The sequence below is a fragment of the Roseovarius salincola genome (assembly GCF_026891095.1).
Lineage (GTDB): Bacteria > Pseudomonadota > Alphaproteobacteria > Rhodobacterales > Rhodobacteraceae > Roseovarius > Roseovarius salincola.
Genome location: NZ_JAPTNL010000015.1, coordinates 65,179 through 89,876 on the forward strand (window position 1 = coordinate 65,179; position 24,698 = coordinate 89,876).

24 protein-coding genes and 1 riboswitch are annotated in these 24,698 nt (G+C 64.0%); of the genes, 15 read left to right on the forward strand and 9 right to left on the reverse strand.

What is annotated here, in order from left to right:
• Nucleotides 1–104: 104 nt before the first annotated feature.
• The gene (locus tag N5A93_RS15220; RefSeq protein ID WP_268955949.1) at nucleotides 105–1,070 is read left to right on the forward strand and encodes an L-threonylcarbamoyladenylate synthase; all 966 of its coding nucleotides are present in this window, start codon (nucleotides 105–107) and stop codon (nucleotides 1,068–1,070) included.
• 28 nt (nucleotides 1,071–1,098) lie between these two features.
• Here the strand turns inward: N5A93_RS15220 and N5A93_RS15225 are convergent, their stop codons facing one another.
• Nucleotides 1,099–1,626, reverse strand: coding sequence for an invasion associated locus B family protein (locus N5A93_RS15225; RefSeq protein WP_268955950.1), 528 nt, complete (start codon nucleotides 1,624–1,626; stop codon nucleotides 1,099–1,101).
• A 176-nt stretch (nucleotides 1,627–1,802) separates the two neighbouring features.
• Here N5A93_RS15225 and N5A93_RS15230 point away from each other — a divergent pair, with 176 nt between their 5' ends.
• From N5A93_RS15230 to N5A93_RS15240, 3 genes are all read left to right on the forward strand, one after another.
• Complete coding sequence (locus tag N5A93_RS15230; protein WP_268955951.1) at nucleotides 1,803–2,798, forward strand: asparaginase; 996 nt, start codon at nucleotides 1,803–1,805, stop codon at nucleotides 2,796–2,798.
• A 286-nt stretch (nucleotides 2,799–3,084) separates the two neighbouring features.
• Nucleotides 3,085–3,333, forward strand: coding sequence for an EF-hand domain-containing protein (locus tag N5A93_RS15235; protein ID WP_268955952.1), 249 nt, complete (start codon nucleotides 3,085–3,087; stop codon nucleotides 3,331–3,333).
• A 143-nt stretch (nucleotides 3,334–3,476) separates the two neighbouring features.
• Nucleotides 3,477–3,642, forward strand: a riboswitch (FMN riboswitch).
• Between the two features lie 57 nt (nucleotides 3,643–3,699).
• Nucleotides 3,700–4,170: a 6,7-dimethyl-8-ribityllumazine synthase gene (locus N5A93_RS15240; protein WP_268955953.1), complete on the forward strand. Its 471-nt coding sequence runs from the start codon at nucleotides 3,700–3,702 to the stop codon at nucleotides 4,168–4,170.
• Nucleotides 4,171–4,193: 23 nt separating this feature from the next.
• On the opposite strand, the gene N5A93_RS15245 is transcribed toward N5A93_RS15240, so the two are convergent.
• A complete protein-coding gene (locus tag N5A93_RS15245; protein ID WP_268955954.1) occupies nucleotides 4,194–4,565 on the reverse strand; it encodes an HIT domain-containing protein in 372 nt (123 codons plus the stop codon).
• Between the two features lie 11 nt (nucleotides 4,566–4,576).
• Nucleotides 4,577–6,154, reverse strand: coding sequence for a DUF5928 domain-containing protein (locus N5A93_RS15250; RefSeq protein WP_268955955.1), 1,578 nt, complete (start codon nucleotides 6,152–6,154; stop codon nucleotides 4,577–4,579).
• A 147-nt stretch (nucleotides 6,155–6,301) separates the two neighbouring features.
• Here N5A93_RS15250 and N5A93_RS15255 point away from each other — a divergent pair, with 147 nt between their 5' ends.
• Complete coding sequence (locus N5A93_RS15255; protein WP_268955956.1) at nucleotides 6,302–7,120, forward strand: sulfotransferase family protein; 819 nt, start codon at nucleotides 6,302–6,304, stop codon at nucleotides 7,118–7,120.
• A gap of 20 nt (nucleotides 7,121–7,140) precedes the next feature.
• On the opposite strand, the gene N5A93_RS15260 is transcribed toward N5A93_RS15255, so the two are convergent.
• Both N5A93_RS15260 and serB read right to left on the reverse strand, forming a co-directional pair.
• On the reverse strand, nucleotides 7,141–7,920 hold the full coding sequence (locus N5A93_RS15260; RefSeq protein WP_268955957.1) for an ion transporter: 780 nt from the start codon (nucleotides 7,918–7,920) through the stop codon (nucleotides 7,141–7,143).
• 78 nt (nucleotides 7,921–7,998) lie between these two features.
• Entirely contained in the window at nucleotides 7,999–8,871 is an 873-nt protein-coding gene (gene serB / locus N5A93_RS15265; RefSeq protein WP_268955975.1) for a phosphoserine phosphatase SerB, read from the reverse strand.
• Nucleotides 8,872–9,178: 307 nt separating this feature from the next.
• Here serB and N5A93_RS15270 point away from each other — a divergent pair, with 307 nt between their 5' ends.
• The 4 genes from N5A93_RS15270 (at nucleotide 9,179) to N5A93_RS15285 (ending at nucleotide 14,096) form a co-directional block, all read left to right on the forward strand.
• Nucleotides 9,179–10,321: a phosphoserine transaminase gene (locus tag N5A93_RS15270; protein WP_268955958.1), complete on the forward strand. Its 1,143-nt coding sequence runs from the start codon at nucleotides 9,179–9,181 to the stop codon at nucleotides 10,319–10,321.
• A 96-nt stretch (nucleotides 10,322–10,417) separates the two neighbouring features.
• Nucleotides 10,418–12,013 carry a phosphoglycerate dehydrogenase gene (gene serA, locus N5A93_RS15275; protein WP_268955959.1) on the forward strand — a complete coding sequence of 532 codons (1,596 nt, stop codon included), beginning with the start codon at nucleotides 10,418–10,420 and terminating at the stop codon, nucleotides 12,011–12,013.
• A 92-nt stretch (nucleotides 12,014–12,105) separates the two neighbouring features.
• Entirely contained in the window at nucleotides 12,106–12,843 is a 738-nt protein-coding gene (locus tag N5A93_RS15280; RefSeq protein WP_268955960.1) for a metallophosphoesterase family protein, read from the forward strand.
• A gap of 77 nt (nucleotides 12,844–12,920) precedes the next feature.
• On the forward strand, nucleotides 12,921–14,096 hold the full coding sequence (locus N5A93_RS15285; protein WP_268955961.1) for an acetyl-CoA C-acyltransferase family protein: 1,176 nt from the start codon (nucleotides 12,921–12,923) through the stop codon (nucleotides 14,094–14,096).
• Nucleotides 14,097–14,103: 7 nt separating this feature from the next.
• On the opposite strand, the gene N5A93_RS15290 is transcribed toward N5A93_RS15285, so the two are convergent.
• A complete protein-coding gene (locus N5A93_RS15290; protein ID WP_268955962.1) occupies nucleotides 14,104–14,676 on the reverse strand; it encodes a putative glycolipid-binding domain-containing protein in 573 nt (190 codons plus the stop codon).
• A gap of 158 nt (nucleotides 14,677–14,834) precedes the next feature.
• Here N5A93_RS15290 and N5A93_RS15295 point away from each other — a divergent pair, with 158 nt between their 5' ends.
• The gene (locus N5A93_RS15295; RefSeq protein ID WP_268955963.1) at nucleotides 14,835–17,051 is read left to right on the forward strand and encodes a response regulator; all 2,217 of its coding nucleotides are present in this window, start codon (nucleotides 14,835–14,837) and stop codon (nucleotides 17,049–17,051) included.
• On the opposite strand, the gene yaaA is transcribed toward N5A93_RS15295, so the two are convergent.
• From yaaA to N5A93_RS15310, 3 genes are all read right to left on the reverse strand, one after another.
• Nucleotides 16,991–17,752 carry a peroxide stress protein YaaA gene (gene yaaA / locus N5A93_RS15300; protein ID WP_268955964.1) on the reverse strand — a complete coding sequence of 254 codons (762 nt, stop codon included), beginning with the start codon at nucleotides 17,750–17,752 and terminating at the stop codon, nucleotides 16,991–16,993. The two genes, N5A93_RS15295 and yaaA, sit on opposite strands and share 61 nt — an antisense overlap.
• Before the next feature lie 34 nt (nucleotides 17,753–17,786).
• Nucleotides 17,787–19,826 carry a DNA helicase RecQ gene (gene recQ / locus N5A93_RS15305; protein ID WP_268955965.1) on the reverse strand — a complete coding sequence of 680 codons (2,040 nt, stop codon included), beginning with the start codon at nucleotides 19,824–19,826 and terminating at the stop codon, nucleotides 17,787–17,789.
• 75 nt (nucleotides 19,827–19,901) lie between these two features.
• The gene (locus N5A93_RS15310) at nucleotides 19,902–20,189 is read right to left on the reverse strand and encodes a YggT family protein (RefSeq protein WP_268955966.1); all 288 of its coding nucleotides are present in this window, start codon (nucleotides 20,187–20,189) and stop codon (nucleotides 19,902–19,904) included.
• A gap of 129 nt (nucleotides 20,190–20,318) precedes the next feature.
• Here N5A93_RS15310 and N5A93_RS15315 point away from each other — a divergent pair, with 129 nt between their 5' ends.
• The 5 genes from N5A93_RS15315 (at nucleotide 20,319) to N5A93_RS15335 (ending at nucleotide 24,637) form a co-directional block, all read left to right on the forward strand.
• Entirely contained in the window at nucleotides 20,319–20,855 is a 537-nt protein-coding gene (locus tag N5A93_RS15315; protein WP_268955967.1) for an acyl-CoA thioesterase, read from the forward strand.
• Nucleotides 20,856–20,906: 51 nt separating this feature from the next.
• The gene (locus tag N5A93_RS15320) at nucleotides 20,907–22,292 is read left to right on the forward strand and encodes an MFS transporter (RefSeq protein WP_268955968.1); all 1,386 of its coding nucleotides are present in this window, start codon (nucleotides 20,907–20,909) and stop codon (nucleotides 22,290–22,292) included.
• The gene (mepA, locus tag N5A93_RS15325; RefSeq protein ID WP_268955969.1) at nucleotides 22,271–23,203 is read left to right on the forward strand and encodes a penicillin-insensitive murein endopeptidase; all 933 of its coding nucleotides are present in this window, start codon (nucleotides 22,271–22,273) and stop codon (nucleotides 23,201–23,203) included. The genes N5A93_RS15320 and mepA overlap by 22 nt, the downstream gene beginning before the upstream one ends.
• A 363-nt stretch (nucleotides 23,204–23,566) precedes the next feature.
• Entirely contained in the window at nucleotides 23,567–23,986 is a 420-nt protein-coding gene (gene arfB, locus N5A93_RS15330; protein WP_268955970.1) for an alternative ribosome rescue aminoacyl-tRNA hydrolase ArfB, read from the forward strand.
• A 195-nt stretch (nucleotides 23,987–24,181) separates the two neighbouring features.
• Entirely contained in the window at nucleotides 24,182–24,637 is a 456-nt protein-coding gene (locus N5A93_RS15335; protein ID WP_268955971.1) for a hypothetical protein, read from the forward strand.
• Nucleotides 24,638–24,698: the final 61 nt, after the last annotated feature.

Genomic DNA, 24,698 nt, shown 5'->3' on the forward strand with positions numbered 1-24,698 from the left:
GGGCGGCTTGGCATAAATGCTGCGCCCCTGTATGCATTGCGTCCGGAGCCTAGCCTACCCGCGCCGCCTCTGCCAGCAACCGGAACGCCACGTCAGAAGAACGCATGAGCCCGATCACCGAAATCCTTGCCCCCGACGAGACCGGCCATGCGCGCGCCGCCGAGATCCTGCGTGCAGGCGGGCTGGTCGCCTTTCCGACCGAGACGGTCTACGGGCTGGGCGGGGATGCGCGCAACGACCGGGCCGTGGCCGGTATCTTCGAGGCCAAGGGGCGGCCAAGGTTCAACCCGCTGATCGTGCATGTGCAAAGCCCCGAGGCGGCGCAGGCCTATGTGGAATGGCCCGCGCAGGCGGCGCAACTGGCAAGGGCGTTCTGGCCGGGGCCGCTGACGCTGGTCTTGCCGCTCAGGGCAGGTTCCGGGCTGTCGCCGCTGGTGACGGCGGACCTGGCGACGCTGGCGATCCGGGTGCCCGCGCATCCGGTGGCGCGAGATCTGCTGCATGCTTTCGGCGGGCCTGTGGCGGCGCCTTCGGCCAATCCGTCGGGGCGGATCAGTCCGACCAGTGCGCAGCATGTGGCCGAGGGGCTGAGCGGGCGGATCGAGGCGATCATGGATGGCGGCATCTGCGGCGTCGGCGTGGAATCGACGATCCTGGGGTTCAGGGACGGGCCGGATGGTGCGGCGCAGGGCGTTCTGCTGCGCCCCGGCGGAATCGCTATCGAGGAGATCGAGGCGGTTCTGGGGGCGCCGGTCGCGCGGCCCCAAGCCGGCGGCGCGATCAGCGCGCCGGGGCAGTTGGAATCGCATTACGCGCCGGGGGCCAGTGTGCGGCTGAACGCAAGCGCCCGGCGCGAGGGCGAGCTTTTGCTGGGTTTTGGCCCGGTGGAGTGTGATCTGAACCTGTCGGAAACCGGCGATCTGCGAGAGGCGGCGGCGAATCTGTTTCACCACCTTCACGCGCTCGATGCGCGTGGTGCCGCGGTGATCGCGGTTTCGCCAATCCCGGAAACCGGGCTGGGTGTCGCAATCAATGACCGGCTCAGCCGCGCGGCGGCACCGCGGGGCTGACCGGGCGGGCGTGACCGCGAGACGTTCGTTATTGGCAGCGCTTCTGGGCTTCTTCCATGGCGGCGGTGTAACCCAGCAGCGAGAACGTGTCCTTGGTTTGCGTTCCGCGCGACGAGCGCGCCGAGAGCACCGCGTCGGTGCCACGCTTCATCGCGGCAATGATCTTGGCGTCATCGTCGGTGCTGGCGGGCCAGGCCCATTCGCCTTCGGTGAACATCTCGAACTCGCTGCCATCCACGGTGACGTTGACGGTAGAGCCACTTGCGAAGGGATACCCCCCGGTGAAGGCCACCTGCCCCTTCTCACCCGCATCGGGGCGGAAGAAGGTCATCAGAAGAATGTCGCCGCGCCGGACCGCCACGACGCGGCCGTCCTTGGTGTTCACGGTCTCGGTGGGTGCAGAGACCGCCCAACATTCGCGCGGGTCGCTGTCCTCGAAGACGCTCCATGCCGTTTCGGCGGCGACCTGATTGGTGCTTTCCTGCTGGGCCCAAGCGCCCGTTGCCACCAGCGTCAGAAGGGCGCCGGCGCAGCCGCGTGCGATACGTGATACCATATGTCCAGCCTCCAAGCTGTCCTAGCCTCAATTTTCGGGCGTGCGACCCTCCGTTGGTGGAGTTGTGCCTTGCACGGCCCTTTCCTACTCGACATAGCAATATTAGCCTGAAACAGGCGAGACATGAAAGACACAATTGGCGGAAAACCGCACAGACCAGCCGACCGGAGGCCCAGATGACCGATCCCGTTGAAATGACCGAAGTCCTGCGCGGCCCGCTGGTGGAATGCGTCCACCGCGGCCATGCAGTGATTTGCGACGCCACGGGCGATGTGGTGGAGGCCTGGGGCGACCCGGATGCGGTCGTCTATCCGCGCAGCTCGGCCAAGATGACTCAGGCGCTGCCGCTGGTCGAAAGCGGCGCTGCCAAGGCGCGGGGTCTGACTTCGGAACAACTGGCGCTGGCCTGCGCCTCGCATAGCGGCGCAGCGATTCATACCGACCGCGTGAATGCATGGCTGAGCGATCTTGGCCTGGCGGACGCCGATTTCCGTTGCGGGGCGCATATGCCCAGGGACGAGCCCGCGCGCGACGCGCTGATCCGCGCCTATGCGCAACCTTGCCAGGTGCATAACAACTGCTCGGGCAAACATGCCGGGTTCCTGACGCTGACGCAGCATATGGGCTGGGGGCCCGACTATGTGGAGCCCGACCACCCGATGCAGCGCGCCTGCCTTGAGGCCTTCGAGGACGTGACCGCCGAGACCAGCCCTTGTTTCGGGATCGACGGTTGTTCGGCGCCGAATTTCGCCACCTCGATCAGGGGAATGGCCCGCGCGATGGCCTGGTTCGCCGCCGCACAAGAGGATGGCGGCGCCCGTCAGAAGGCCGCGGTGCAGCTGTGGCAGGCGATGGTGAAACATCCCGAGCTGGTGGCGGGCGAGAACCGCGCCTGCACCGAGTTGATGCGCGCCTGCAAGGAGCCGGTCGCGCTCAAGACCGGGGCCGAGGGATATTTCATCGCGATCATTCCGGGGCGCAAGCTGGGCGTGGCGCTGAAATGCGCCGATGGCGGCACCCGCGCGGCGGAATGCACGATCACGGCGATCCTGACGCGGCTCGGGGTTCTGGACGCCGCGCATCCGGCGGCGCGCAGGTTCATGAATGCGCCGATCGTCAATTGCCGGGGAATCGAGACCGGCACGATCAGGCCCGTCGCCGGCCTGTTCTGAGCCGCACCGGGGCGCGCGGCGGGTTCCCACCTATCGCCCGCGGGCGCAATCCTTGCGAGTCCTTGCGCAAAAGCGCCCCCGCGCCGCGCGGGTTCCCGCCGCCGCAACACAGCGGCGGGCGCGGTGGCGGCAAGGTGCTGATCGCACGGGATGATTCCGGCTTTTTTCCGCAGATTTCGGGGGTGAAAAGCGCAGCGCGCAGACATCAGGCCCATCCGACCCCACCTTGCATGACAGAGGGCCACCGCGCCCTCGGCAATGACAACGTGAGAGAAGGACATTTCCCATGTTCAAGAAGACAACCGCAGCAACGTTCGCTTTCGCCCTGGCCCTGCCCGGTGCCGCACTGGCCAATACCGCAGCCGAGATGGATGCCAATGGCGATGGTGCCGTGACCATGTCGGAGTTCCAGCAGGCCTATCCCGATGCCGAGGCGGGCTTGTTCTCGGCGATCGACGCGAATGCCGACGGCATGCTGACCGAGGAGGAGGTTGCCTCAGCCAAGGAATCCGGCTTGCTGCCCTCGGGCGGGTAACCCCCAGTCCGTCCGAGAAAGGCGCGCGCGCATCCCTCAGCGCGCGCGCCGCTTCAACGATCCCCGCGCCCGTGTCACCTGTGGTGACGCGGGCGTACTTCGTTTTGCACCTTGCCAGCGCCGCGCTTTGCGGGAATGATCGGCGCTGTTCTCAGGGCGGGGTGAAATTCCCCACCGGCGGTAAGGGGCGCGCCAACCGGCCCATCCCAAGCCCGCGAGCGCCCCGGTGTCATGGATCATGCCCGGGGGTCAGCAGATCTGGTGTAAATCCAGAGCCGACGGTCACAGTCCGGATGGAAGAGAACGTCAGGACCTGCGGGGGGGGCAATCGCGCGCCCCGCGCCTTCCTGTCGTGCTGCGCCTTGGGTGAGACGTGTCGACACGGAAAGGAGACCTGACATGACACACACCCGCTATGCATTCATCAAGGCCAACTGGCATTCCGATATCGTCGGTCGCGCGCTTGACGGGTTTCATGAACTCATCGCGCCCGAACGGGTGGATGTCTTCGATGTGCCCGGCGCGTTCGAAATGCCGCTGCTGGCGCGCGACCTGGCGTCGAGCGGGCGCTATGGCGCCGTGGTCGCGGCGGCGCTGGTCGTGGATGGCGGCATCTATCGACATGATTTCGTGGCGCAGGCCGTGGTGGACGGTCTGATGCGCGCGGGGCTGGACAGCGGCGTGCCGGTCTTGTCGGTATCGCTGACGCCCCATCAATACCAGGATACCGCACATCACAACGCCGTTTTCGCCGCGCATTTCGCCCAGAAAGGGCGCGAGGCCGCCGAGGCGGCGCTGGCCATAGGGCGCACCCGCGCGGGGCTGGACGCCGCCTGACGGGTGGTCGATGTCGTTGCGGGTCAGCCGGGTTTCTGGAGCATCCGCCCCAGCGGGCGGCCCGCAAGGATATGGACATGCAGGTGCGGCACCTCCTGCACGCCGGCCTCGCCCGCGTTCGAGATCATGCGGAAACCGCCATCGGCCACGCCCTTCATGCGGCACACCTCGCCGATGGCGCGGGTGAAATCGAGGATCTCGGCATCGGACGCCTGCTGCGCGAAATGATCGTAGCAGACATAGGCGCCGCGCGGGATCACCAGCACATGCACCGGCGCCTGGGGCTGGATGTCATTGAAGGCGAGGCTGTGCTCGGTTTCCAGGACGGTATCGTTGGGGATCTCGCCGCGCAGGATCCTGGCAAAGATGTTCTGGTCGTCATAGGCATAGGGCATGGCGTGTTTCCTCAGTCGGCAAAGAGATGCTCGCTTTGAGCAACCTCTAGCGCCTTGTCGGGGGCGATATCAAGAAAGCGCGCGATGACGCGGGCATGCTGTTCGGGCTGGTCGCCCTCGCGCAGGATCGCGAGATTGTCAAATTCGGCATCGCGGATGCGGTCGCTTTCGAAATTGATGTCACCGCGGATCGTAGGGAGCAGGCGTTTCAGCGTTTCACGCGGGGTCTGTTCACCGGCAAGGCCGACGCGTTTGGCGTGGCCGGCCAGGAATTCATCCGAGAAATTGCACTGCACCTCGAGCATCTTCGTGATCGAGCGGTCGCTGGCGAAATCGTGCAGCAGGTCCAGGTTGGCCGGGTCGATGCAGACGATCAGCCGGTCGGTATCGTAATAGTCGAACAGCATCCGCATCAGCGCCCGGCGGTGGCGCGTGCGTTTTTCCAGGCTGGCCTGAATGCCGCCGAGGTCGGGCAAGGCCGTGTGTTCCTCATTGAACAGATATTCGATGGTCGGGACGTTGGTGACCTGCCGGATCCTGTCGATCAGCCGCTTGGCGACATGCCATTTCTTGCACACCACAATCATCAGTTCGCGGTCGCGCCCCAGGGTGCTTTCGGTTTCCCAGAAGCGGCTGGCGAAGCGGCGCCCGATCCGGCCGCGCCCGGTCAGGAACTTGAACAGGCTGCGCCCCTCGTCCGATATCTGGAAGCGGGCGGTGTCGTCGGCATAAAGCGCGCCGAGGCGGGTCTTGAGCTCGACCGCCTCGGGGCTGATCTTGCGGGCGAACAGAGCGTCCTGGCTGAGCAGCAGGTCGTAATGGTCATTATAGAAGGTCACCGGCATCCCGTAATCGGTAAACATGAGAAAGGTCAGGGTACGGGTGCTGATCTCGTTTTCCGGGACAAGGTGACGCACCAGTGTCTGAAAGAATGTCTCGTCGGGAATCCAGGTGGTGCGGAAAAACCGCATCACGTCGCGCCGGGTGCGGGTGAAATTCAGGATCCACTCCACCGTGCGGCGGCGCAGGCACCACCATTGGCTGCCGATCTGCACCTGGATGTCATGCGGGATCGCGCGCGTTAGCCCCAGCCATTTCTGCAATGCGAAAGAAGCGTAGTAGCGTTTGGGCTGTCGTCGCTCGTTGAAGAAATGGCGGTAGGTCAGCCGCTCTTCCTTGATGCCGGTCTTGATCCAGTCGCTTTCGAAGAAATCGAAGCTCTCGATGTAATCCACCTCATTTGCGTCAAGGAATTCACGCGTATAGGCGGCCGATTTGATCGCCGCGCAATCGCCCGAGAGCATGTAGAAATGGGTGGCACGCGGAAAGGCATCGACCGCCGCCTCGAGCGCGTTCAGCGTGGCCTGGACCAGCGACCACTCGCCCCAGCCGCAGCGGACGCGTTTCTTCGCGAAGGTCACGTTGGGGTTGTCGGCAAGCGCCGCCTTGATGCGGGCGAAATGCTCGGGCTTGGCGCGGGCGTCGAAATGGATCGACATGCAGTCGCCCGCCGCGGTCAGCATCCGGGCCTGTCCAATGATCGCGTCGGGATCCTTGTGACACAGAAGTATGAACGCGATTTTTGCCATTTGGAGAACAGATTACCGAATGCTGCCAGAACCGTTTACAGTGATAGACCTGAACGGGAATTGAATAAACAGGCTTTCTCTGCTTTTTTGAACGGGTTAGTAACATACACTGCGATATGTTGCGCGCATGGTTTGGAGACGGCAGGCATGGGATTTCCAGGAACATGGATGACCGAAAGCGAAAGCGTGGTCTATCGCGTGGTGCCCAAATGCGCCTGTTCGACGATCGGGCAGATCATGTATTACTCGGATCACGGGGCATTCTTTGACGGCGACATCCATGACGCCGCCGAGGGGCTGCACAAGTGGTCGCGCGATGAAAGCCAGCCGCTGATCAGCGCCAATGCGAAGACCCACTCATCTTATGCGTTCACCTGCGTGCGCAACCCCTATACGCGCATCCTGTCCAGCTTTTTCGACAAGATCTGTGGTATCCAGCGCAACGGCAAACGCTATCGTGGCAAGCTGGTGCCGCTGTTGATCCAGAAATACGGGATCGAGGTGGGCGGCGATGACGGCAAGCAGGAATTCGACCAGATCAAGAGCTTCCGCCGCTTCCTGCTGTTCACCCGCGACACGATCCGCTGGCGCCGCCCGATGGAACCCGACATCCACTGGTCAGCCATGTCGGGCCATGTGTCGACCTTCATCGTGAATGGGGGCACCTATGACAGGATCATCTGGACCGAAAGTTTCAATGACGGCATGCAGCAGGTTCTCGATGCGCTCAGCACCCCGCACAAGGTGGACCTCAAGAAGATCCCGCGTTTCAACGAATCCGAAGGCCACGGCCCCAAGCGCGCCCACCCGGTCGAGGATTATTTCGACGATCTCTCGATGCATCTCATGCGTGAAATCTATCACCGCGATTTCAACCTGTTCAAATATGATTTCGACGACCCGTCCAACAAGATGCCGATCGGCGAGATCGACCTTGACGAGGTCCATGCCAAGCTGGGCGAATAGGCGCTCGCGCCCTGCCCCGCTCAGCGCCTGGCGCGATCCTGCAACAGTGACTCGATGCGCTCGAGCCGGGCGAAGACCTCGTCGCGATAGGTATCGGTTTTCTCGGCGTCTTCGGCGTGGTGGGCGTCCTGCATCGAATTGACGATCAGGCCGACCACAAGGTTCACCACCGCGAAGGTGGTGATCAGGATGAACGGCACGAAGAACAGCCAAGCATGGGGGTAGACCTCCATCACCGGGCGCACGATGCCCATCGACCAGCTTTCCAGCGTCATGATCTGAAACAGCGAATAGCCCGAACGCCCCAGTGTGCCGAACCACTCGGGAAAGGTGGCGCCGAACAGCTTGGTCGCCATGACCGAGGCGATATAGAAGATGATCCCCATCAGCAGGAACACCGAGCCCATGCCGGGCAGCGCGTTCATCAGCCCCTCGACCACGCGGCGCAGCGAGGGGGTGACCGACAGAACCCGCAAGAGACGCAGGATGCGCAGCGCGCGCAAGACGCTGAGCCCCTGCGCGGCGGGAACGAGCGAGATGCCGACGATCACGAAATCGAAGATGCCCCAGCCACTGCGGAAGAAAGCCCCGCCGCGGGCATAGATCTTGGCGGCGATCTCGACCACGAAGATGGCAAGGCAGATCGTGTCCAGCGTGACGATCAGCGGCCCGGCGACGGCCATGATCTCGTCCGAGGTTTCCATCCCCAGGATCGCGGCGTTGAACAGGATCACCGCAAGGATGAAATTCCGCACGATGCGCTTGTCGATCAGGGCGCCGATCTTCTGTCGTGAAATCATGGTTGCCTGACTGCCTGCCTGAGTTCCGGATGTCGCCGATATGGGGCGGCGCGCAGCCCGCCGCAAGCGCCGTGCGCGTCAGATGCCGACAAAGCGGTTGCGCGCATGGCCCTGAAGGTAAAGCAGCGCCGTCAGATCACCGTGATTGATCCGGATGTCGCATTGCGCCGCAACCGAGGGTTTCGCATGCAGCGCGACTCCGGTGCCTGCAAGACCCAGCATTCCCAGATCGTTCGCACCATCCCCCACGGCGATCACGTCATCATGGCCGATCCCGCGCCGTGCGGTGATATCGCGCAGCGCGCCGATCTTGGCCTCGCGCCCCAGGATCGGCCTGGCGACCTCGCCGCTCAGGCGGCCCGCCTCGATCAGCAACGTGTTGGCGTGATTCTCGTCAAACCCCAGATCGGCGGCGACCTTTGCGGTAAACGCCGTGAACCCGCCCGAAACCAGAACGCAATGCGCGCCATGGGCCTTCATGGTCGCCACCAGGGCCTTGCCGCCGGGCGTGTAGGAGATGCGCGTCGCCAGCACCTCTTCGATCACACCCGCATCGAGCCCCTTCAACAGCGCAACCCGTTCGGTCAATGCGCCCTCGAAATCCAGTTCGCCATTCATGGCGCGCGCGGTGATCTCCCTGACATGCGCGCCAACCCCGGCGACCTCGGCCAGTTCATCGATGCATTCCTGCTCGATCATGGTGCTGTCCATATCCGCCAGCAGCATGGATTTGCGCCGCCCTTCGGCGGGCTGAATCACGAGGTCGACCTGTTGCGCCTGAAGGTCGGCCCAGACATCCCAGCGGTTCGCGGGGATCACGGCCATCGCGAATTCCGCCGCCTCGTCGGGCGCAAGCCATTGCGCGTCACCCCCGCCCCAGGCGTTGCGCAGCGACTCCACAAGGGCGGGATCAAGCGCGCCCGCGGGCGCGATCAGCGTGGCGATATACATGGCGGCCTCTGCTTTGCGATGCGGCTGTGGCATAGCGCAGCGCCGCGCTAGGTTCCAGCGCCAAAGCGAATGACGCGCCCGCCTCCCCCTTCATCTGGCCTCAAATACCTCGGGGGGTCCGGGGGGCTGGCCCCCCGGCCTCGGCCAGGGGCGCGGGTTTCCGATAATAGCCAAGCGCGTCGCATTTAATCGTCCAAGCGACGCAGATGCGTCATTTCTGCACTTGCGAAATGCCCCGGCTGGCCGTATCCCCGTTCGCGGGACACCCCTCCCCAACGAGGGGCGCTTATCTGGAAGGATAGCAGAGATGGCTATGCAACAACCGGCAACGCGGCCGGCCAATCCGCGTTTTTCCTCTGGCCCCTGTGCCAAACCCCCCGCATTCGCACTGAGCAAGCTGGCAGACGCGCCTCTGGGCCGCAGCCACCGCGCCGCTGTCGGCAAGGCCAAGCTGAAGGCCGCCATCGAGGGCACGCGCGAGGTGCTTGGCATTCCAGACGATTACAGGATCGCCATCGTTCCGGCCTCGGATACGGGCGCCGTGGAAATGGCCATGTGGAACCTGCTGGGCGCGCGCAAGGTCGAGATGCTGGCCTGGGAAAGCTTCGGCGCGGGCTGGGTCACCGACGTGGTCAAGCAGTTGAAGCTCGATGCCGAAGTGAAAGAGGCCCCCTATGGCGAGATCGTCGATCTGGACGGCGTCGATACGGATAATGACGTGGTGTTCACCTGGAATGGCACCACGAGCGGCGCGCGCGTGCCCAATGGCGACTGGATCAAGCCCAACCGCGAGGGGCTGACGATCTGCGATGCCACCTCGGCGGCCTTCGCCCAGCGCCTGCCCTGGGACAAGCTGGATGTGACCACCTTCAGCTGGCAGAAGGTTCTGGGCGGCGAAGCCGCGCACGGGATGCTGGTGCTCAGCCCCCGCGCGGTCGAGCGGCTGGAAAACTACACCCCGGCATGGCCCCTGCCCAAGATCTTCCGCCTGACCAAGGGCGGCAAGCTGATCGAGGGAATCTTCGTGGGCGAGACGATCAACACGCCGTCGATGCTGGCGGTCGAGGATTACCTGCTCGCGCTGGACTGGGCGCGCGAGGTCGGCGGGCTTGAGGGGCTGCGCGAACGCGCCTATGCCAACCTGGCCGCCGTGCAGGCCTTCGTTGCGGAAAACGACTGGCTGGCCTTTCTGGTGGAACAGCCGGAATATCGCTCGAACACAAGCGTCTGCCTCAAGTTCACCGATGCGCGGATCACCGATGGCGCGGCCTTCGCCAAGGCCGTGGTCAAGCGGCTGGACGCCGAAGGCGTGGCCTATGACATCGGCGCCTATCGCGATGCGCCCCCCGGTCTGCGGATCTGGTGCGGCGGCACGGTGGAAGCCAGCGATGTCGCGGCGCTGATGCCCTGGATCAAATGGGCCTTCGAGGCCGAGATCGAGGCGGCGTGAGCGGTACGCCCTGACGGGCACCCCTCTATCTGACCAAAGCAGGGTGCGCGGCCGTTCCGCGCACCATCTTCCCCCAAATTTCAAAGGACCAGAAAAATGGCTCCCAAGGTACTCGTCTCCGACAAACTCTCCGAAACCGCCGTGCAGATATTCCGTGACCGTGGCATCGACGTGGATTTCATGCCCGAGCTGGGCAAGGACAAGGAAAAGCTGGCCGAGGTGATCGGCCAGTATGACGGTCTTGCCATCCGCTCGGCCACCAAGGTGACGCCGACCATTCTCGAGGCCGCGACCAATCTCAAGGTGGTGGGCCGCGCCGGGATCGGCACCGACAACGTGGATAAGGACGCGGCCAGCAAGAAGGGCGTGATCGTGATGAACACGCCTTTCGGCAACATGATCACCACCGCCGAGCATGCCATCGCGATGATGTTCGCCGTGGCGCGCCAGATCCCAGAGGCCAGCGTCTCGACCCAGGCCGGCAAGTGGGAAAAATCCAGGTTCATGGGCACCGAACTGACCGGCAAGACCCTGGGCGTGATCGGCGCGGGCAATATCGGCGGAATCGTCTGTGACCGCGCGCGCGGCCTCAAGATGAAGGTCGTGGCCTATGATCCCTTCCTCGGGCAGGAAAAGGCCGACAAGATGGGCGTGGAGAAGGTGGAGCTGGACGAGCTGCTGGCGCGCGCCGATTTCATCACGCTGCATGTGCCGCTGACCGATCAGACCCGCAATATCCTGAGCCGCGAGAACCTTGAAAAGACCAAGAAGGGCGTGCGGATCATCAACTGCGCGCGCGGCGGTCTGGTCGATGAGCAGGCGCTGGCCGATCTGCTGAAATCCGGCCATGTGGCCGGGGCCGGTTTCGACGTCTTCGCCGAGGAACCCGCCACCGAGAACCCGCTGTTCGGCCTGCCCAACGTGGTCTGCACCCCGCATCTGGGCGCGGCCACCACCGAAGCGCAGGAGAACGTCGCGTTGCAAGTGGCCGAGCAGATGTCGGATTACCTGCTGACGGGCGCGGTGACCAACGCGCTCAACATGCCGTCGGTCACCGCAGAGGAGGCCAAGGTGATGGGCCCCTGGATCAAGCTGTCGGATCATCTGGGCAATTTCATCGGCCAGATGACGGATGAGCCGATCAAGGCGATCAACATCCTTTATGATGGTGTCGTTTCGGAGATGAACCTCGAGGCACTGACCTGCTCGGCCATCGCCGGGATCATGAAATCGGTCAATCCGGACGTGAACATGGTCTCCGCCCCGGTCGTCGCCAAGGAGCGCGGCGTCAAGATCAGCACCACCAAGCAGGACAAGTCCGGCGCCTTCGAGGGCTATATCAAGCTGACGGTCGTGACCGACAAGCGCGAGCGCTCGATCGGGGGCACGGTGTTCAGCGACGGCAAGCCGCGTTTCATCCAGATCAAGGGCATCAATATCGACGCCGAGATCGGCGCGCATATGCTCTACACCACCAACCGCGACGAGCCGGGGATCATCGGCACGCTTGGCCAGCTGATGGGCGAGCATGGCGTGAACATCGCCAACTTCACGCTTGGGCGCTCGAATGCGGGCGGCGAAGCGATCGCGCTACTTTACGTCGATGCGCCGATTGACGCCGCGATCGTCAAGATGCTGGAAGATACCGGCAAGTTCCAGCAGGTGCGACCGCTGGAATTCGACGTGGGCTGAGGCCTGCCAGAACCCATGTGAAAGCGGTCCGGCCCCGGTGGTCCGGGCCGTTTTTCTTTGCAACCCGGCAGTGGCTGCGCAACGCTCGGGCGATGAGTGCAGCAAGTTACGTCATCGGAGACATTCACGGCCAACGCGCCATGCTCGAAGACGCCCTGGCCCGTATCGAGGACGATGGCGGCGCGGAGGCGAAGGTGGTGTTCCTGGGCGACCTCTTGGATCGCGGCCCCGACAGCCGGGGCGTGATCGAGATCATCCTCGAGGGGATCGCACAAGGCCGGGACTGGATCGTTCTGAAGGGCAATCACGACGATTACCTGAGCCGGTTTCTGGATCAGGGCGATGCCCATGCCAGCAAGGGGCACCCCGAACTGCCCTGGTTCGACCCGAGGCTTGGGGGCGATGCGACGCTGGCCAGCTATGGCGTCGAGACCGGGGGCCGCAAGATCTGCGACATCCTGGCCGACGCCTGTGCGGCGGTGCCAAGGGCGCATCGCGATTTCATCGCCGGGCTGCCGCTTTGGCATGAGGCGGGCAGTCTTTTGTTCGTGCATGCGGGTATCCGCCCCGGCGTGCCGCTGGCCGAGCAGAGCGCCGAGGACCTGATGTGGATCCGCGAGCCCTTTCTGAGCTGGCCCGAGCGCCACCCCTGGCTGGTGGTGCATGGCCACACGGCGCTGGATTTTCCGCACCATTACGGCAACCGCGTCAACCTTGACGGCGGCGCCGGGTGGGGGCGCCCTCTGATCCCGGCGGTTTTCGAGGGGCGCCATTGCTGGCTGCTGACCGGGGACGGGCGGATGCGCCTGCCTGCCAATCCGGGGTTCTGACGGGACGTTCCGGTTGCCATGGCTGCACCTGCGCCGATAGGGTCAGTCCAGGATTTCATCACAGCAGGGACGACACCATGACCGACATCGTGATTCTGGATGGTGCGCGCAGCGCGATCGGGACATTCGGCGGATTGCTGTCTGGCATCCCGCCCAGCCAGCTGGGCGCCAGCGTGGCAAGCGCCGCGATGGAGCGCGCGGGCGTCGAACCGGGGCAGATCGGCCAGGTTGTCTTTGGCCATGTGATCAACACCGAGCCCAAGGACATGTATCTGAGCCGCGTCGCCGCAATGGGTGCGGGCATCCCCGACACGACCCCGGCGATGAACGTCAACAGGTTGTGCGGGTCCGGCGCGCAGGCCATCGTTTCGGCGGCGCAGTCGCTGATGCTGGGCGATGCGGATTTCGCGCTGGCGGGGGGCGCCGAAAGCATGAGCCGGTCGCCCTTCATCGTGCCCGATCAACGCTGGGGCGCCAAGATGGGCGACGTGCGCACGCTCGACATGATGCTGGGCGCGCTCAACTGTCCGTTCGGCACCGGGCATATGGGCGTCACCGCCGAGAACGTCGCCGCCGAGCATGACATCGACCGCGCGGCGCAGGACGCGTTTGCGCTGGAAAGCCAGCGGCGCGCGGCGGCGGCCATCGAGGCGGGGCATTTCAAGGACCAGATCGTCCCGATCGAGGTGCGCGTGAAGCGCGACACCGTCGCTTTTGACACCGACGAGCACCCCAAGCCCACCACAGCCGAGGCGCTGGCCGGGCTGCGCGCGGCCTTTCAGAAGGACGGCACGGTCACGGCGGGCAATGCCAGCGGCATCAATGACGGCGCGGCGGCGATGGTCTTGGCGCGCGCCGAAGCGGCCGAGGCCGCCGGGCTGAAGCCGCGCGCGCGAATCCTGGGTTATGCCACGGCCGGTGTGCGCCCCGAGGTGATGGGCATCGGGCCGGTGCCTGCGGTCGAGAAACTTCTGGAACGCACCGGGCTGACCGCCGGGGATTTCGACGTGATCGAATCGAACGAGGCCTTCGCGGCGCAGGCATTGGCGGTCAACAAGGCGCTTGGGCTGGACGGCGCGCGGGTGAACCCCAATGGCGGCGCAATCGCGCTTGGCCATCCGGTCGGCGCGACCGGCGCGATCATCACGATCAAGGCGCTTTATGAACTGGAGCGCATCGGCGCCAAGCGCGCGCTTGTGACCATGTGCATCGGCGGCGGCCAGGGGATCGCGCTGGCGCTGGAGCGGACCTGAGGCCCGGTCAGGCCGGTTCGACCGTGCCTTCCCAGAGGCCCGGATAGAGCGTGACGAAGCCCGTGGGGTCGACTTCTAGCTGGAACGAACTGCCGGTCTGTTCGCCCTGATAAAGCACATGCGCCAGCGTGCCGCCCGCCGCATAGGTCTGATCGAGCGGTTCGAGCCGGGCGTCGGGGTAGCGCAGCCATGCGGCGCGGGTGGTCAGGCTGGGCGCGCTTTGCGCGGCGAGGCGGCGCAGCGGCATGAGGTTCGTGGCCGGGGTGAAAGACAGATCGAGGTCATGTGCCTGTCCCACCTGAGGCTGCGCTTCGCCGTTCATGATCCAATGCCCCTTGTCGCATTCAAGCTGGATGCGGACCTCCCGACCCTCATGAACACCCGCGATATCGGCGCTTTGGGTCTGCCAGCCGGGATCGCAGCGCAGGATATAATCGAGCGCCGCAAAGCCGGTATCGTCGCGAAACCGCGCATGGCCCAGAAGAACCCAGCCGTGATCGGTCTGCGAGAGCGTGCATTTGTCCTCACCCTCGCCATCGAGCGCACGCCAATGGGCGGTGGCCACCTGCTGCCCTGTCATTGCTGCGTTCCTTCTTTCGGGTGATTGAGAGCACCTCAGGGTAGGCTGCGAAAGGGGGCGGCATCAAGCCCGCAGCGACGGCGCGGTTTAACAGGATTTTCAACATAGTCGCGGATGGTCGGCGTGTTCTCGGGTGACAGGGTTGACGGAGATAAGGCATGAGCCTTGCCAACAAACTGGCGGAAGAACGCCGCGCGCGCCTGGCAGCGCAGCGGCTTCTGGAGCAGAAGCAGGCCGAGCTTCAGGCCGCCAATCGCAAGCTTGGCAAGCACGCGATGCGGCTTTCGGACGAGATCGTCTCGACCCGTGCCGAGGTCGAAACCGTGCGCGACGAGAATCGCCGGGTGAAATCCGACCTGACCGTCGCCAACCAGAAGGTCGAGATCGCCGAGCGCCGGTTGTGGCATTCGATCCAGACCTTTCAGGACGGTTTCGCCGTGTTCGATGCCGATAGCCTGCTGATCGCGGCCAATCACGCCTGGCTGTCCGTGTTCGACGGTCTTGAGGCGGTGCGCCCCGGCATCCGCTATGTCGAGATCCTGCAGATCCTGACCGACGAAGGCATTGTCGATATCGGCGAGACCGACCCGGCGCAGTGGCGCGAAAGGATGCTGGACCGCTGGCAGGGCAACGACCCCTCGCCCGAGGTGATCCGCCTGTGGAACGGCGCTTATATCAAGCTCATCGACGAGCGCGGGCAGGATGGCGACGTGGTGAATCTGGCGCTGAACATCACCGACACGATCCGCTATGAAAAGGAGCTGAAGGAGGCACGGCGCAGGGCCGAGGATTCAAGCCGGGCGAAATCCTCGTTCCTGGCGAACATGAGCCATGAAATCCGCACGCCGATGAATGGCGTTGTGGGCATGGCCGAACTGTTGATGGAAACCGGCCTGACGACGGAGCAACGGCTTTATGCCGATACGATCCGCAATTCGGGCGAAGCGCTGCTGGTGATCATCAACGACGTGCTGGATTATTCCAAGATAGAGGCTGGCAAGCTGGTGCTGCACCAGGAACCGTTCGACCTGGAAAGGGCAGTGCTGGAACTGGTGATGCTGATGCAAGCCAATGCGCGCAGCAAGGGGCTGGACCTGCTGGTGGATTACGACATGTTCCTGCCCTCGCGCTTTACCGGCGATCCGGGGCGTATCCGGCAGGTGCTGACCAATCTCATGGGCAACGCGATGAAGTTCACCAGCGAGGGGCATGTCCTGGTCCGGGTGGTGGGCATGCCCGGCGACGCGGGCGATCCGGGGAAAACCGCAAGGCTGCATATCACCGTCGAGGATACCGGCATCGGCATCGCATCCGACAAGATCCAGCACATCTTCGGCGAGTTCAACCAGGTCGAGGATGCGCAGAACCGCAAGTTCGAGGGCACGGGACTGGGGCTTGCCATCTCGAAGAAGCTGGTGACGCTGATGGGCGGCGACATCTGGGTGGAATCGATCGAGGGGCGGGGGTCGAGTTTCGGGATCGCGCTGAGCCTGCCTGTCGAGGCGCCGCTGGATCCCGAATTGCTGCGCCTGCCGCCGGGGATCGGGCGGGCGCTGATCGTGGAGCCGCATGACACCAGCCGCGCGATTCTTGAAAAGCAGCTTGGGGTTCTTGGACTCGAGACCGTCGCCTGCGCCAGCGCCGCCGAGGCGCTGGAGCGGCTGGAAGGGGTCGATCTTGTGCTGAGCGATCATCACATGCAGGCGATGGACGGGATGGAACTGGCCGAGGCGCTGCGCGAGGGCGGTCACGAGATGCCCGTCATCCTGCTGAGTGCGTCGACGGGCAGCGCCGAGCAGGACCCGGCGCGGCGTTTCGTGCAGGCGGTGATGCAAAAACCGGTTTCGCGCCCTGACCTGTTCGCGGCGCTGCAATCGGTGGCGCCGGGAGTGAGCGCCAAAGCCGCCGAGCCGCGCACGATGCGGGTCCTGGCCGCCGAGGACAACCGCACCAACCGGCTGGTCTTTTCAAAAATGGTGCAGGCGCTGGATATCGAGCTGGAATTCGCCGAGGACGGCGCGCAGGCGGTCGCCCTTTTCCGGTCGTTCCGGCCCGATATCGTTTTCATGGATATCTCGATGCCCGGCATGGACGGCAAGGAGGCGACCACACGCATTCGCGACATCGAAGACAGCGGCGACGGCGGGCATGTTCCCGTCGTGGCGATGACGGCCCATGCGATGGACGGGGATGAGGCCGGAATCCTGGATGCGGGCCTCGACCACTATCTGACCAAGCCACTGCGCAAGGACGCGATCCTGAGCCATATACGCGACGCGCGCCCGGAGGGGGTACGCCCGCCCGAGGCAGAAGTTCAATCCGACGGCGGGCGCAGGAATACCGGCTTGTCGGGCGAGGACATCGCGGCAACGTAGCGATATCCGCCGGTGTCGAAATCGCAAAGCGCCCCGGGGTCCGTCAGGCGGTGCTGGATGATGAAGCGGGCCATCGCGCCACGGGCGCGCTTGGCGTAGAAGCTGACGATCTTGGGGCCGCCCGGTTTTTCCTCCATGAAGACCGGAGTGATCACGCGCAGCTTCAGCGCATCCATATCGACGGCGCCGAAATATTCCTGGCTGGCGCAATTCACCAACACGTCCGAGCGCACTGACCCGGCCTGTTGATTGAGCGCCTGCGCGATCTTGTCGCCCCAGTAGTCATAGAGCGTCCTGCCCATTTCGGTTTTCAGGCGGCTGCCCATTTCCAGCCGGTAGGGGCGGATCGCATCGAGCGGGCGCAGGATGCCGTAAAGCCCCGACAGAATGCGGAAATGATCCTGCGCCCAGGCAAGTTCATCGGCATCGAGCGAGGACGCCTCGAGCCCCTGATACGTGTCGCCCGCAAAGGCGAGCGCGGCGGGTTTCTCATCCAGGTCGCCAAAGCCGCTGAACCGGTCACGATTGAGCCGGGCAAGGTTCTCGCTGATTTTCATCAGCTTGCGCAGCTCGTCGACCGACAGCCCACGGGCCACCTCGGCCAGTTCGTCGGCCTGCGCCTGAAAGGCGGGGCGCGTGGCCTTGATCCCGTCTACGGGATCGGTGTTCATCTTCTTGGCGGGCGAAACAACAACCAACATGTTCGGGCTTCCTGTGTTTGGGCTTGCCGCAGATTTAGTCCGCCCTGTGCAGAACGTCCAGAAAGGCGGGTCCGAAACGTTCGGCGCGCCGTTCGCCAAGGATGCGGGCCAGCCCTTCGAGATCGTCGGGTCGCGACGACGCGACGCGCGCCAGTACCGAGGCCGAGCAGCTGAGCGGCTTGTCGATGCCCGCCTCGCCGCGCGCCAGATCGGCCTGAACCTCGAGCAGGCGATCATAGAGCGACCCGGCGGCGCGCCCCGCCAGCTTGCGGCGGGTGGGATGCATGGCAGCGGCCTCGCCGTTGATGACGGTCAGGAAGTCATCGCCATAACGTTCGAGCTTCTTGGCGCCGACACCGCCGATGCGCGCCATCTCGTCAAGGCTGGCGGGGCGGGTTTCGGCCATCTCGATCAGGGTGCGGTCGTTGAAAACCACATAGGCGGGCACCTTGGCGGCCTCGGCCAAGGCGCGGCGCTTGGCCTTGAGCGCCGAGAGAAGCGGCGCGTCTTCGTCCGAGACCAGCGCCTTGGCGGCGGGGCGGCGCGATTTCGACACCAGCGTGTCGCGGCGCAGGGTGATGGATTCCTCGTCGCGCAGGATCGGGCGGGCGCGGTCGGTCATGCGCAGCGCGCCGTGGCGCTCGGGATCGGGGCGCACAAGATCGTGGCCCATCATCTGGCGGAACACGCCCTGCCATGTGCGCCGGTCCAGGTCGCGCCCGACCCCGAAGGTGGGCAAAGCGTCATGACCGCGCTCACGCACCTTGTCGGTTTCGTTCCCGGTCAGGATGTCGATCAGGTGCCCGGCGCCGAAACGTTCCTCGGTGCGCAGGATCGCCGAGAGCGCCTTGCGCACCGCCAGCGTGCCGTCGAAGGTTTCGGGCGGGGTGTCGCACAGATCGCAATTGCCGCAGGGCGTGGACTTTTCGCCGAAATAGCCCAGCAGCGTGGCGCGGCGGCATTCCAGCGCCTCGGCCAGACCCAGAAGCGCGTTGAGGCGGCCATGATCGGCCATGCGGCGTTCGGGGGGCGCAAGCCCCTCGTCGATCTGGGCGCGGCGCAGGCGGATATCATCGGGGCCGAACAGGGTGAGGGTTTCGGCCGGTGCGCCATCGCGCCCGGCGCGGCCGATTTCCTGGTAATAGGCCTCGATCGACTTGGGCAGGTCGGCATGGGCCACCCAGCGGATATCGGGCTTGTCCACGCCCATCCCGAAGGCGACCGTGGCGACGACGATCAGCCCGTCATCGGTGTTGAAGCGGGTTTCCACGTCGCGCCGGTCCTGCGGTTCCATCCCGCCGTGATAGTGGCAGGCGTTGTGGCCGGATTGGCGCAGGGCGGTGGCAAGGCTTTCAGTGCGCGCGCGGGTGCCGCAATAGATGATGCCCGACTGGCCCTTGCGGGCGGCGGCGAAGTCCATGATCTGCTTGCGCGGGCTGTCCTTGGGCGCGAAGGCAAGGTGGATGTTGGGGCGATCGAACCCACGCAGGAAGCTTTGCGGCGCCTCGCCGTCGAACAGCTTTTCGACGATCTCGACCTGGGTTTCGGCATCTGCGGTGGCGGTGAAGGCGGCCAGCGGCACATCTAGCGCGCGGCGCAACTCCCCGATCCTGAGGTAGTCAGGGCGGAAATCATGGCCCCATTGGCTGACGCAATGCGCCTCGTCCACGGCGATCAGAGTGACGCCGATCCGGCGCAGCATCCCCATTGCGGACCCGGCGGCCAGACGTTCGGGCGCGATGTAAAGCAGCTTGAGGCGGCCTGCCTCCAGCGCCTCCCAGACCGCGGCGGTTTCCTCTTCGGTATTGCCCGAAGTAAGCGCGCCCGCTTCGACCCCGGCCTCGCGCAGGGCGCGCACCTGGTCGCGCATCAGCGCGATCAGCGGTGAGATCACCACGGTCACGCCGTCGCGCATCAGCGCGGGAAGCTGGAAACACAGGGATTTACCGCCGCCCGTGGGCATGATCGCCAGCACGTTCTCTCCGCGCGCCACTGCGGTCACGATGTCTTCCTGCCCGGGGCGGAAGGCATCGAATCCGAACACGTCGCGCAAAAGCGTGGCAGCGCCTGGCATTTAAGTCCTGCAATTCTTGTCAATCTGCTCTGGGCAGGACTTTTTCACAGACCGATTCGGGGGACAAGGGTTCTGTCAGTAAAACGCCATCATGTTGTTGGTCAGGATGATGCGCAGGGCATATACCGCGATCAGCGCGACCAGCGGCGCAAGGTCGATCCCCGACATCGGCGGCAGGATGCGCCGGATCGGCCGGTAGAGCGGTTCGAGCAGGCGGTTGAGCATGTCCCAGATACGCGCGACGAACTGCTGATGCAGGTTGAGGACCTGGAAATTGATCAGCCAGCTCATGATCACATGCGCGATGATGAAGAACCACAGCACGTCGAGGATCAGCATCAGGATCTGGAAAATGGAATACATCGGCTTGCCCTTCGTGACGAAACGCCCAAGACCTAAGCGCGCCCGCTCAAAAGCGCAAGTCTGACGCGGGGTTGCGGTTGACGCCGCCGCCCGTGGCCCTGAAAACCCCGCTCAGCAAGGAGAGCTTTCATGTATCCGTTCCTGCGCATGGTCTGGCAGATGTTCAAGCATCGCAACGACCCGCCGCTTCCGCTGACCGGCACTCACGTGTCGCGCCATATCTGCATGCCCTGGGATATCGACCTGTGGTGGGAGCTGAACAATGGCCGCACCCTGACGCTGTTCGATCTGGGGCGCATTCCGCTGGCGCAGCGCGTCGGGCTGATCCCGGCGCTCAGGCGCAAGGCCTGGGGGCTGGTGGTGGCGGGGGGATCGGTGCGTTACCGGCGCCGCATCCGCGCGTTCGAGGTGATCGACATGCGCTCGCGTGCCGTGTGGTGGGATGACAAGTTCATCTATATCGAGCAATCCATGTGGAAAGCTTCGGGGGAGTGCGCCAACCATATTCTCCTGCGCACCGCCGTGACCGGTCGTGACGGGATCGTTCCACCGCACGAAGTCATGGCCGAAGTGGGCCAGGAGGCTATCCGTCCCGAGGCGCCGGACTGGGTCAGCGCCTGGATCGAGGCCGACAGCGCCCGGCCCTGGCCCCCCATGCAGGAATAGCTTGCAAGCCCGCGCACCAGCCTGTCATATCGCCACCAGCGAGGGTTGAGCATGGCGGTTATTTCACAGCGTAAGCGCATATGGGGCTGGTTCTTTTTCGATTGGGCCAGCCAGCCCTATCACACCCTGCTTGTCACCTTCATCTTCGGGCCGTTCTTTGCCGCGACCGCGGCAGAGTATTTCATGAACACGGGGCTGAGCGAAACCGCTGCGGATGCCCGCGCGCAAAGCCTATGGTCGCTCTGGCTGACGGTGACGGGGCTTGTGATCGGGCTGGGTGCGCCACTGATGGGGGCGCTCGCGGATACCACGGGACGTCGCCTGCCCTGGATCGTCGGCTTCTCGGCGCTTTACGTGATCGGCGCCGGCGGACTTTGGTGGACGCTGCCGGACGGGTCGAACATGTGGTGGGCGCTCACCGCCTTCGGGATCGGATTCATCGGTGCGGAATACGCGCTGATTTTCATCAACTCGCAACTGCCGTCGCTGGGGTCGGACAAGGAGGTCGGCGCGCTGTCGGGCTCGGGCTTCGCCTTTGGCTATGCCGGGGGTGTTCTGTCGCTGGCGATCATGCTGCTTCTGTTCGTCGAGCAGCCCTCGGGCAAGACGCTGATCGGGCTGGACCCGGCCTTTGGCTTCGACGCCGCGCAAAAGGAGGGCACACGCTTCGTCGGCCCCTTCGTGGCGCTTTGGTATGCGCTGTTCATGATCCCCTATTTCCTCTGGGTGCGCGATATCGGCCCGCCCGCGCAGGGCAAAGGCGTGGGCGATGCCGTGCGCCTGTTGGTCAAGTCGGTGAAGGCGCTGCGCAAGCGGCTGAGCCTGTCGGCTTATCTCGGATCGTCCATGATGTATCGCGATGCGCTGAACGGGCTTTACGGTTTTGGCGGCACCTATGCGGTGCTGGTGCTGAACTGGAATATCGTTTCGGTCGGTATCTTCGGAATCGTCGGTGCGATTTCGGCGGCGCTGTTCAGCTGGGTCGGCGGGCTGGCCGACCGCGCCTTTGGCCCCAAGCCGGTGATCATCACCGCGATCTGGGCCTTGATCGCGGTCTGCGTCACGGTGGTGAGCATGGATCGCAGCCAGATCTTCGGCCTGCCGCTCGAGGTGGGATCGCGCCTGCCCGACATGGTGTTCTTTGGCTGTGGCGTATTGATCGGCGGGTTCGGCGGCACGCTTCAGGCCGCCAGCCGTTCGCTAATGGTGCGCCATACCGACCCCGCCGCCCCGACCGAGAGTTTCGGGCTTTACGGGCTGTCCGGGCGGGCGACGGCTTTTGTCGCTCCGGCGCTGATCGGGACGGTCACCGCCATGAGTGGAAGCGCGCGGATCGGGGTGTCTCCGGTGATCGGGCTTTTCCTGATCGGCCTCGTGTTGTTAATCTGGGTGAAACCGGAAGGGGACAAGGAAACATGGTCCGTTACCTCAGACTGATCGCCGCGGGGCTGGTTCTGGCCGGGTGCAGCGCGCCGCCCGCGCAGCAGCAAGAGGCCGCCAGCGCGCGCCAGGTGGTGTCCACCCAGAGCATTCCGCCCGCCATGGTCGGCGTTCATGCCAAGCAGCTGTTCGGCAAGCAGGGCCGATCCTCGCGCCAGGGGGCAGAGCCCTTCGGAGGCTATGCCAAAGGGTGCCTTGCGGGGGGCGTGCAACTCGCCGAGAGCGGGCCGACCTGGCAGGCCATGCGCCTGAGCCGGAACCGCAACTGGGGCCACCCTGAAACCGTTGATTTCATTGAAAAGCTGTCGCGCGCCGCGGCGGCGCAACCGGGCTGGAGCGGCCTCTATGTGGGGGATATGAGCCAGCCGCGAGGGGGGCCGATGCTGACCGGGCATGCCAGCCACCAGATCGGGATGGATGTGGATATCTGGATGCGTCCGGCGGACCGGCTGAACCTGAGCCGGGCGGAGCGGGAGGCGATCTCGTCGATCTCGATGCGCCGCGCGAACGGGGCGTTCACCAATGACAGCTGGAGCCGCGCGCATCATGAGATCCTGAAGGCGGCGGCGCAGGATCCGCGCACGGCGCGGATCTTCGTTTTCCCCGGCGCAAAGGTCAGGATGTGCAAGGACGAGACCGGCGACAAGAGCTGGCTGCGCAAGGTCCGGCCCTGGTACGGGCATCACTATCATTTCCATGTCAGGCTGAAATGTCCTGACAATGCAAGGAGTTGCGTCAATCAGGACCCGCCGCCGCCGGGCGATGGCTGCGCCGATGCGCAGGACTGGGTGAACAATATCCTGAACCCGCCGCCGCCCGACCCGGACGCGCCCAAGCCCAAACCGCGCCGGGAGCTGACGATGAACGACCTGCCCGGACAATGCGTGGCCGTTTTGCAGGCGGAGTAACCATATGCTGCGGAGAAATCCGCGCCGACCACTTCATTTTGTTTTGACAAACGCAAAATCTGTGTCACGCTGAGGGTGAGTTCAACAAAGCGAAAGGAGGTGGTCCAGTGTCTATAAAGGGATTGGAGCGAGGTGCCGGGACAGTTCGGGAGGGCGCGACCTAGGGCAGACCCTGGGGCGATGACCCCGCGAATTGGTGAGTCTAACCGGCCCACCTCCGCTAACCTTTAGGGGGCCGTTCCGGGATCGGAACGGCCCTTTGAGTTGTGTACGATTTGTCCGTTTTGTACGCTGGTTTTGTACCCTTTTCGGGGCGACGGGCAGATAATCTGTACAAACCCCGGAATCGAGGGCCACGACGCGATGAAAGTCACCGACCAGATCGAGATCGAGGATTGGGAACTGACCGAACAGTTCGTCCGCGCATCCGGCCCCGGCGGGCAGAACGTGAACAAGGTTTCGACGGCGGTGGAGTTGCGGTTCGAGGCGGAGCGTTCGCCGCATTTACCGGATGCTGTCAAACGGCGGTTAAGACGGATCGCGGGACGGCGTTGGACCAAGGATGGCGCGCTGGTAATCCAGGTCGAGGAGACGCGCAGCCAGGCCCGCAACCGCGAGATCGCCCGCGAACGGCTGGCCGAACTGATCCGCAAGGCGCTGGAGAAACCCAAGCGGCGGGTCCCGACGCGCCCGACGCTCGGGTCGAAGAAACGGCGGCTCAAGGCCAAGAAGGTGCGCGGCGAGGTGAAGGCGCTGCGGGGGAAAGTGGATGGGGAGGATTGAGGTATTTGCCTCTTGGGATTGCAAATGACCAATCCAAAAGACGGCTTCCATACCGTACTAGGTTGAATTTTCGGCCACCACAAAGGCGAGTTCACGAACAGTAGAATTCAATGAAAAACTCTTATGTTTGGTGGAATCAGGTTAGTTTGAGGCTGGAAGTTTTGTGTTGTTGCATCGGTGCTGATGCGGGTCTGAATGGTTGGCGATTTTCGTGTTGAAACGCGTCAGAACCAATTTCTGGCGGGTCAACAAGAACAGTGGGTAAAAGTGAGGTTCCGAGGCATGTTTCGATCTGCTGCCATTACGCTGTCAGTCACATTACTTTTTTTGATTCTCAGCAGCGGAAGATCCGTTGCATTCGTTTTTTTCGGCTCAGTTCCTTTGGAACAGGAAATTGCTGAAGATGATGTCGATTACGAATTGTATCAGTACTTGAAGCTATACGAGAATGTTCAAGACATTGTCGAGGATACCTTTAAAAAAGAGTATCTTAATCGGTCTAAATACGACAACGCATCCGAGTTTGAAAAATTCTATTCAGATTTTTTGCTAGAGTACAAAAAGAAACGCATGAACTCTGCTCGGCAATTCGGTCGCGTTATCCGAACTCAAGGGGTAATCCCCCCGAAAATCAGTGGTGTTCAAAAGTAGAATTTTCTCGGCAAGATATCTGAGGAGATTTACGATGAAGAACGGACGATACAGCGATGCA

Excerpts from the sequence above, each read along its gene's own strand:
- serA (WP_268955959.1), top strand. The coding sequence starts at position 10,418 with ATGGCTCCCAAGGTACTCGTCTCCGACAAACTCTCCGAAACCGCCGTG.
- N5A93_RS15290 (WP_268955962.1), bottom strand. The coding sequence starts at position 14,676 with ATGACAGGGCAGCAGGTGGCCACCGCCCATTGGCGTGCGCTCGATGGC.
- N5A93_RS15250 (WP_268955955.1), bottom strand. The coding sequence starts at position 6,154 with ATGGCAAAAATCGCGTTCATACTTCTGTGTCACAAGGATCCCGACGCG.
- serB (WP_268955975.1), bottom strand. The coding sequence starts at position 8,871 with ATGTATATCGCCACGCTGATCGCGCCCGCGGGCGCGCTTGATCCCGCC.
- mepA (WP_268955969.1), top strand. The coding sequence starts at position 22,271 with ATGGTCCGTTACCTCAGACTGATCGCCGCGGGGCTGGTTCTGGCCGGG.
- yaaA (WP_268955964.1), bottom strand. The coding sequence starts at position 17,752 with ATGTTGGTTGTTGTTTCGCCCGCCAAGAAGATGAACACCGATCCCGTA.
- N5A93_RS15245 (WP_268955954.1), bottom strand. The coding sequence starts at position 4,565 with ATGCCCTATGCCTATGACGACCAGAACATCTTTGCCAGGATCCTGCGC.
- N5A93_RS15235 (WP_268955952.1), top strand. The coding sequence starts at position 3,085 with ATGTTCAAGAAGACAACCGCAGCAACGTTCGCTTTCGCCCTGGCCCTG.
- N5A93_RS15270 (WP_268955958.1), top strand. The coding sequence starts at position 9,179 with ATGGCTATGCAACAACCGGCAACGCGGCCGGCCAATCCGCGTTTTTCC.
- N5A93_RS15335 (WP_268955971.1), top strand. The coding sequence starts at position 24,182 with ATGGTTGGCGATTTTCGTGTTGAAACGCGTCAGAACCAATTTCTGGCG.
- N5A93_RS15285 (WP_268955961.1), top strand. The coding sequence starts at position 12,921 with ATGACCGACATCGTGATTCTGGATGGTGCGCGCAGCGCGATCGGGACA.
- N5A93_RS15225 (WP_268955950.1), bottom strand. The coding sequence starts at position 1,626 with ATGGTATCACGTATCGCACGCGGCTGCGCCGGCGCCCTTCTGACGCTG.
- N5A93_RS15315 (WP_268955967.1), top strand. The coding sequence starts at position 20,319 with ATGTATCCGTTCCTGCGCATGGTCTGGCAGATGTTCAAGCATCGCAAC.
- N5A93_RS15220 (WP_268955949.1), top strand. The coding sequence starts at position 105 with ATGAGCCCGATCACCGAAATCCTTGCCCCCGACGAGACCGGCCATGCG.
- N5A93_RS15295 (WP_268955963.1), top strand. The coding sequence starts at position 14,835 with ATGAGCCTTGCCAACAAACTGGCGGAAGAACGCCGCGCGCGCCTGGCA.
- arfB (WP_268955970.1), top strand. The coding sequence starts at position 23,567 with ATGAAAGTCACCGACCAGATCGAGATCGAGGATTGGGAACTGACCGAA.
- N5A93_RS15320 (WP_268955968.1), top strand. The coding sequence starts at position 20,907 with ATGGCGGTTATTTCACAGCGTAAGCGCATATGGGGCTGGTTCTTTTTC.
- N5A93_RS15230 (WP_268955951.1), top strand. The coding sequence starts at position 1,803 with ATGACCGATCCCGTTGAAATGACCGAAGTCCTGCGCGGCCCGCTGGTG.
- recQ (WP_268955965.1), bottom strand. The coding sequence starts at position 19,826 with ATGCCAGGCGCTGCCACGCTTTTGCGCGACGTGTTCGGATTCGATGCC.
- N5A93_RS15280 (WP_268955960.1), top strand. The coding sequence starts at position 12,106 with ATGAGTGCAGCAAGTTACGTCATCGGAGACATTCACGGCCAACGCGCC.
- N5A93_RS15255 (WP_268955956.1), top strand. The coding sequence starts at position 6,302 with ATGGGATTTCCAGGAACATGGATGACCGAAAGCGAAAGCGTGGTCTAT.
- N5A93_RS15310 (WP_268955966.1), bottom strand. The coding sequence starts at position 20,189 with ATGTATTCCATTTTCCAGATCCTGATGCTGATCCTCGACGTGCTGTGG.
- N5A93_RS15260 (WP_268955957.1), bottom strand. The coding sequence starts at position 7,920 with ATGATTTCACGACAGAAGATCGGCGCCCTGATCGACAAGCGCATCGTG.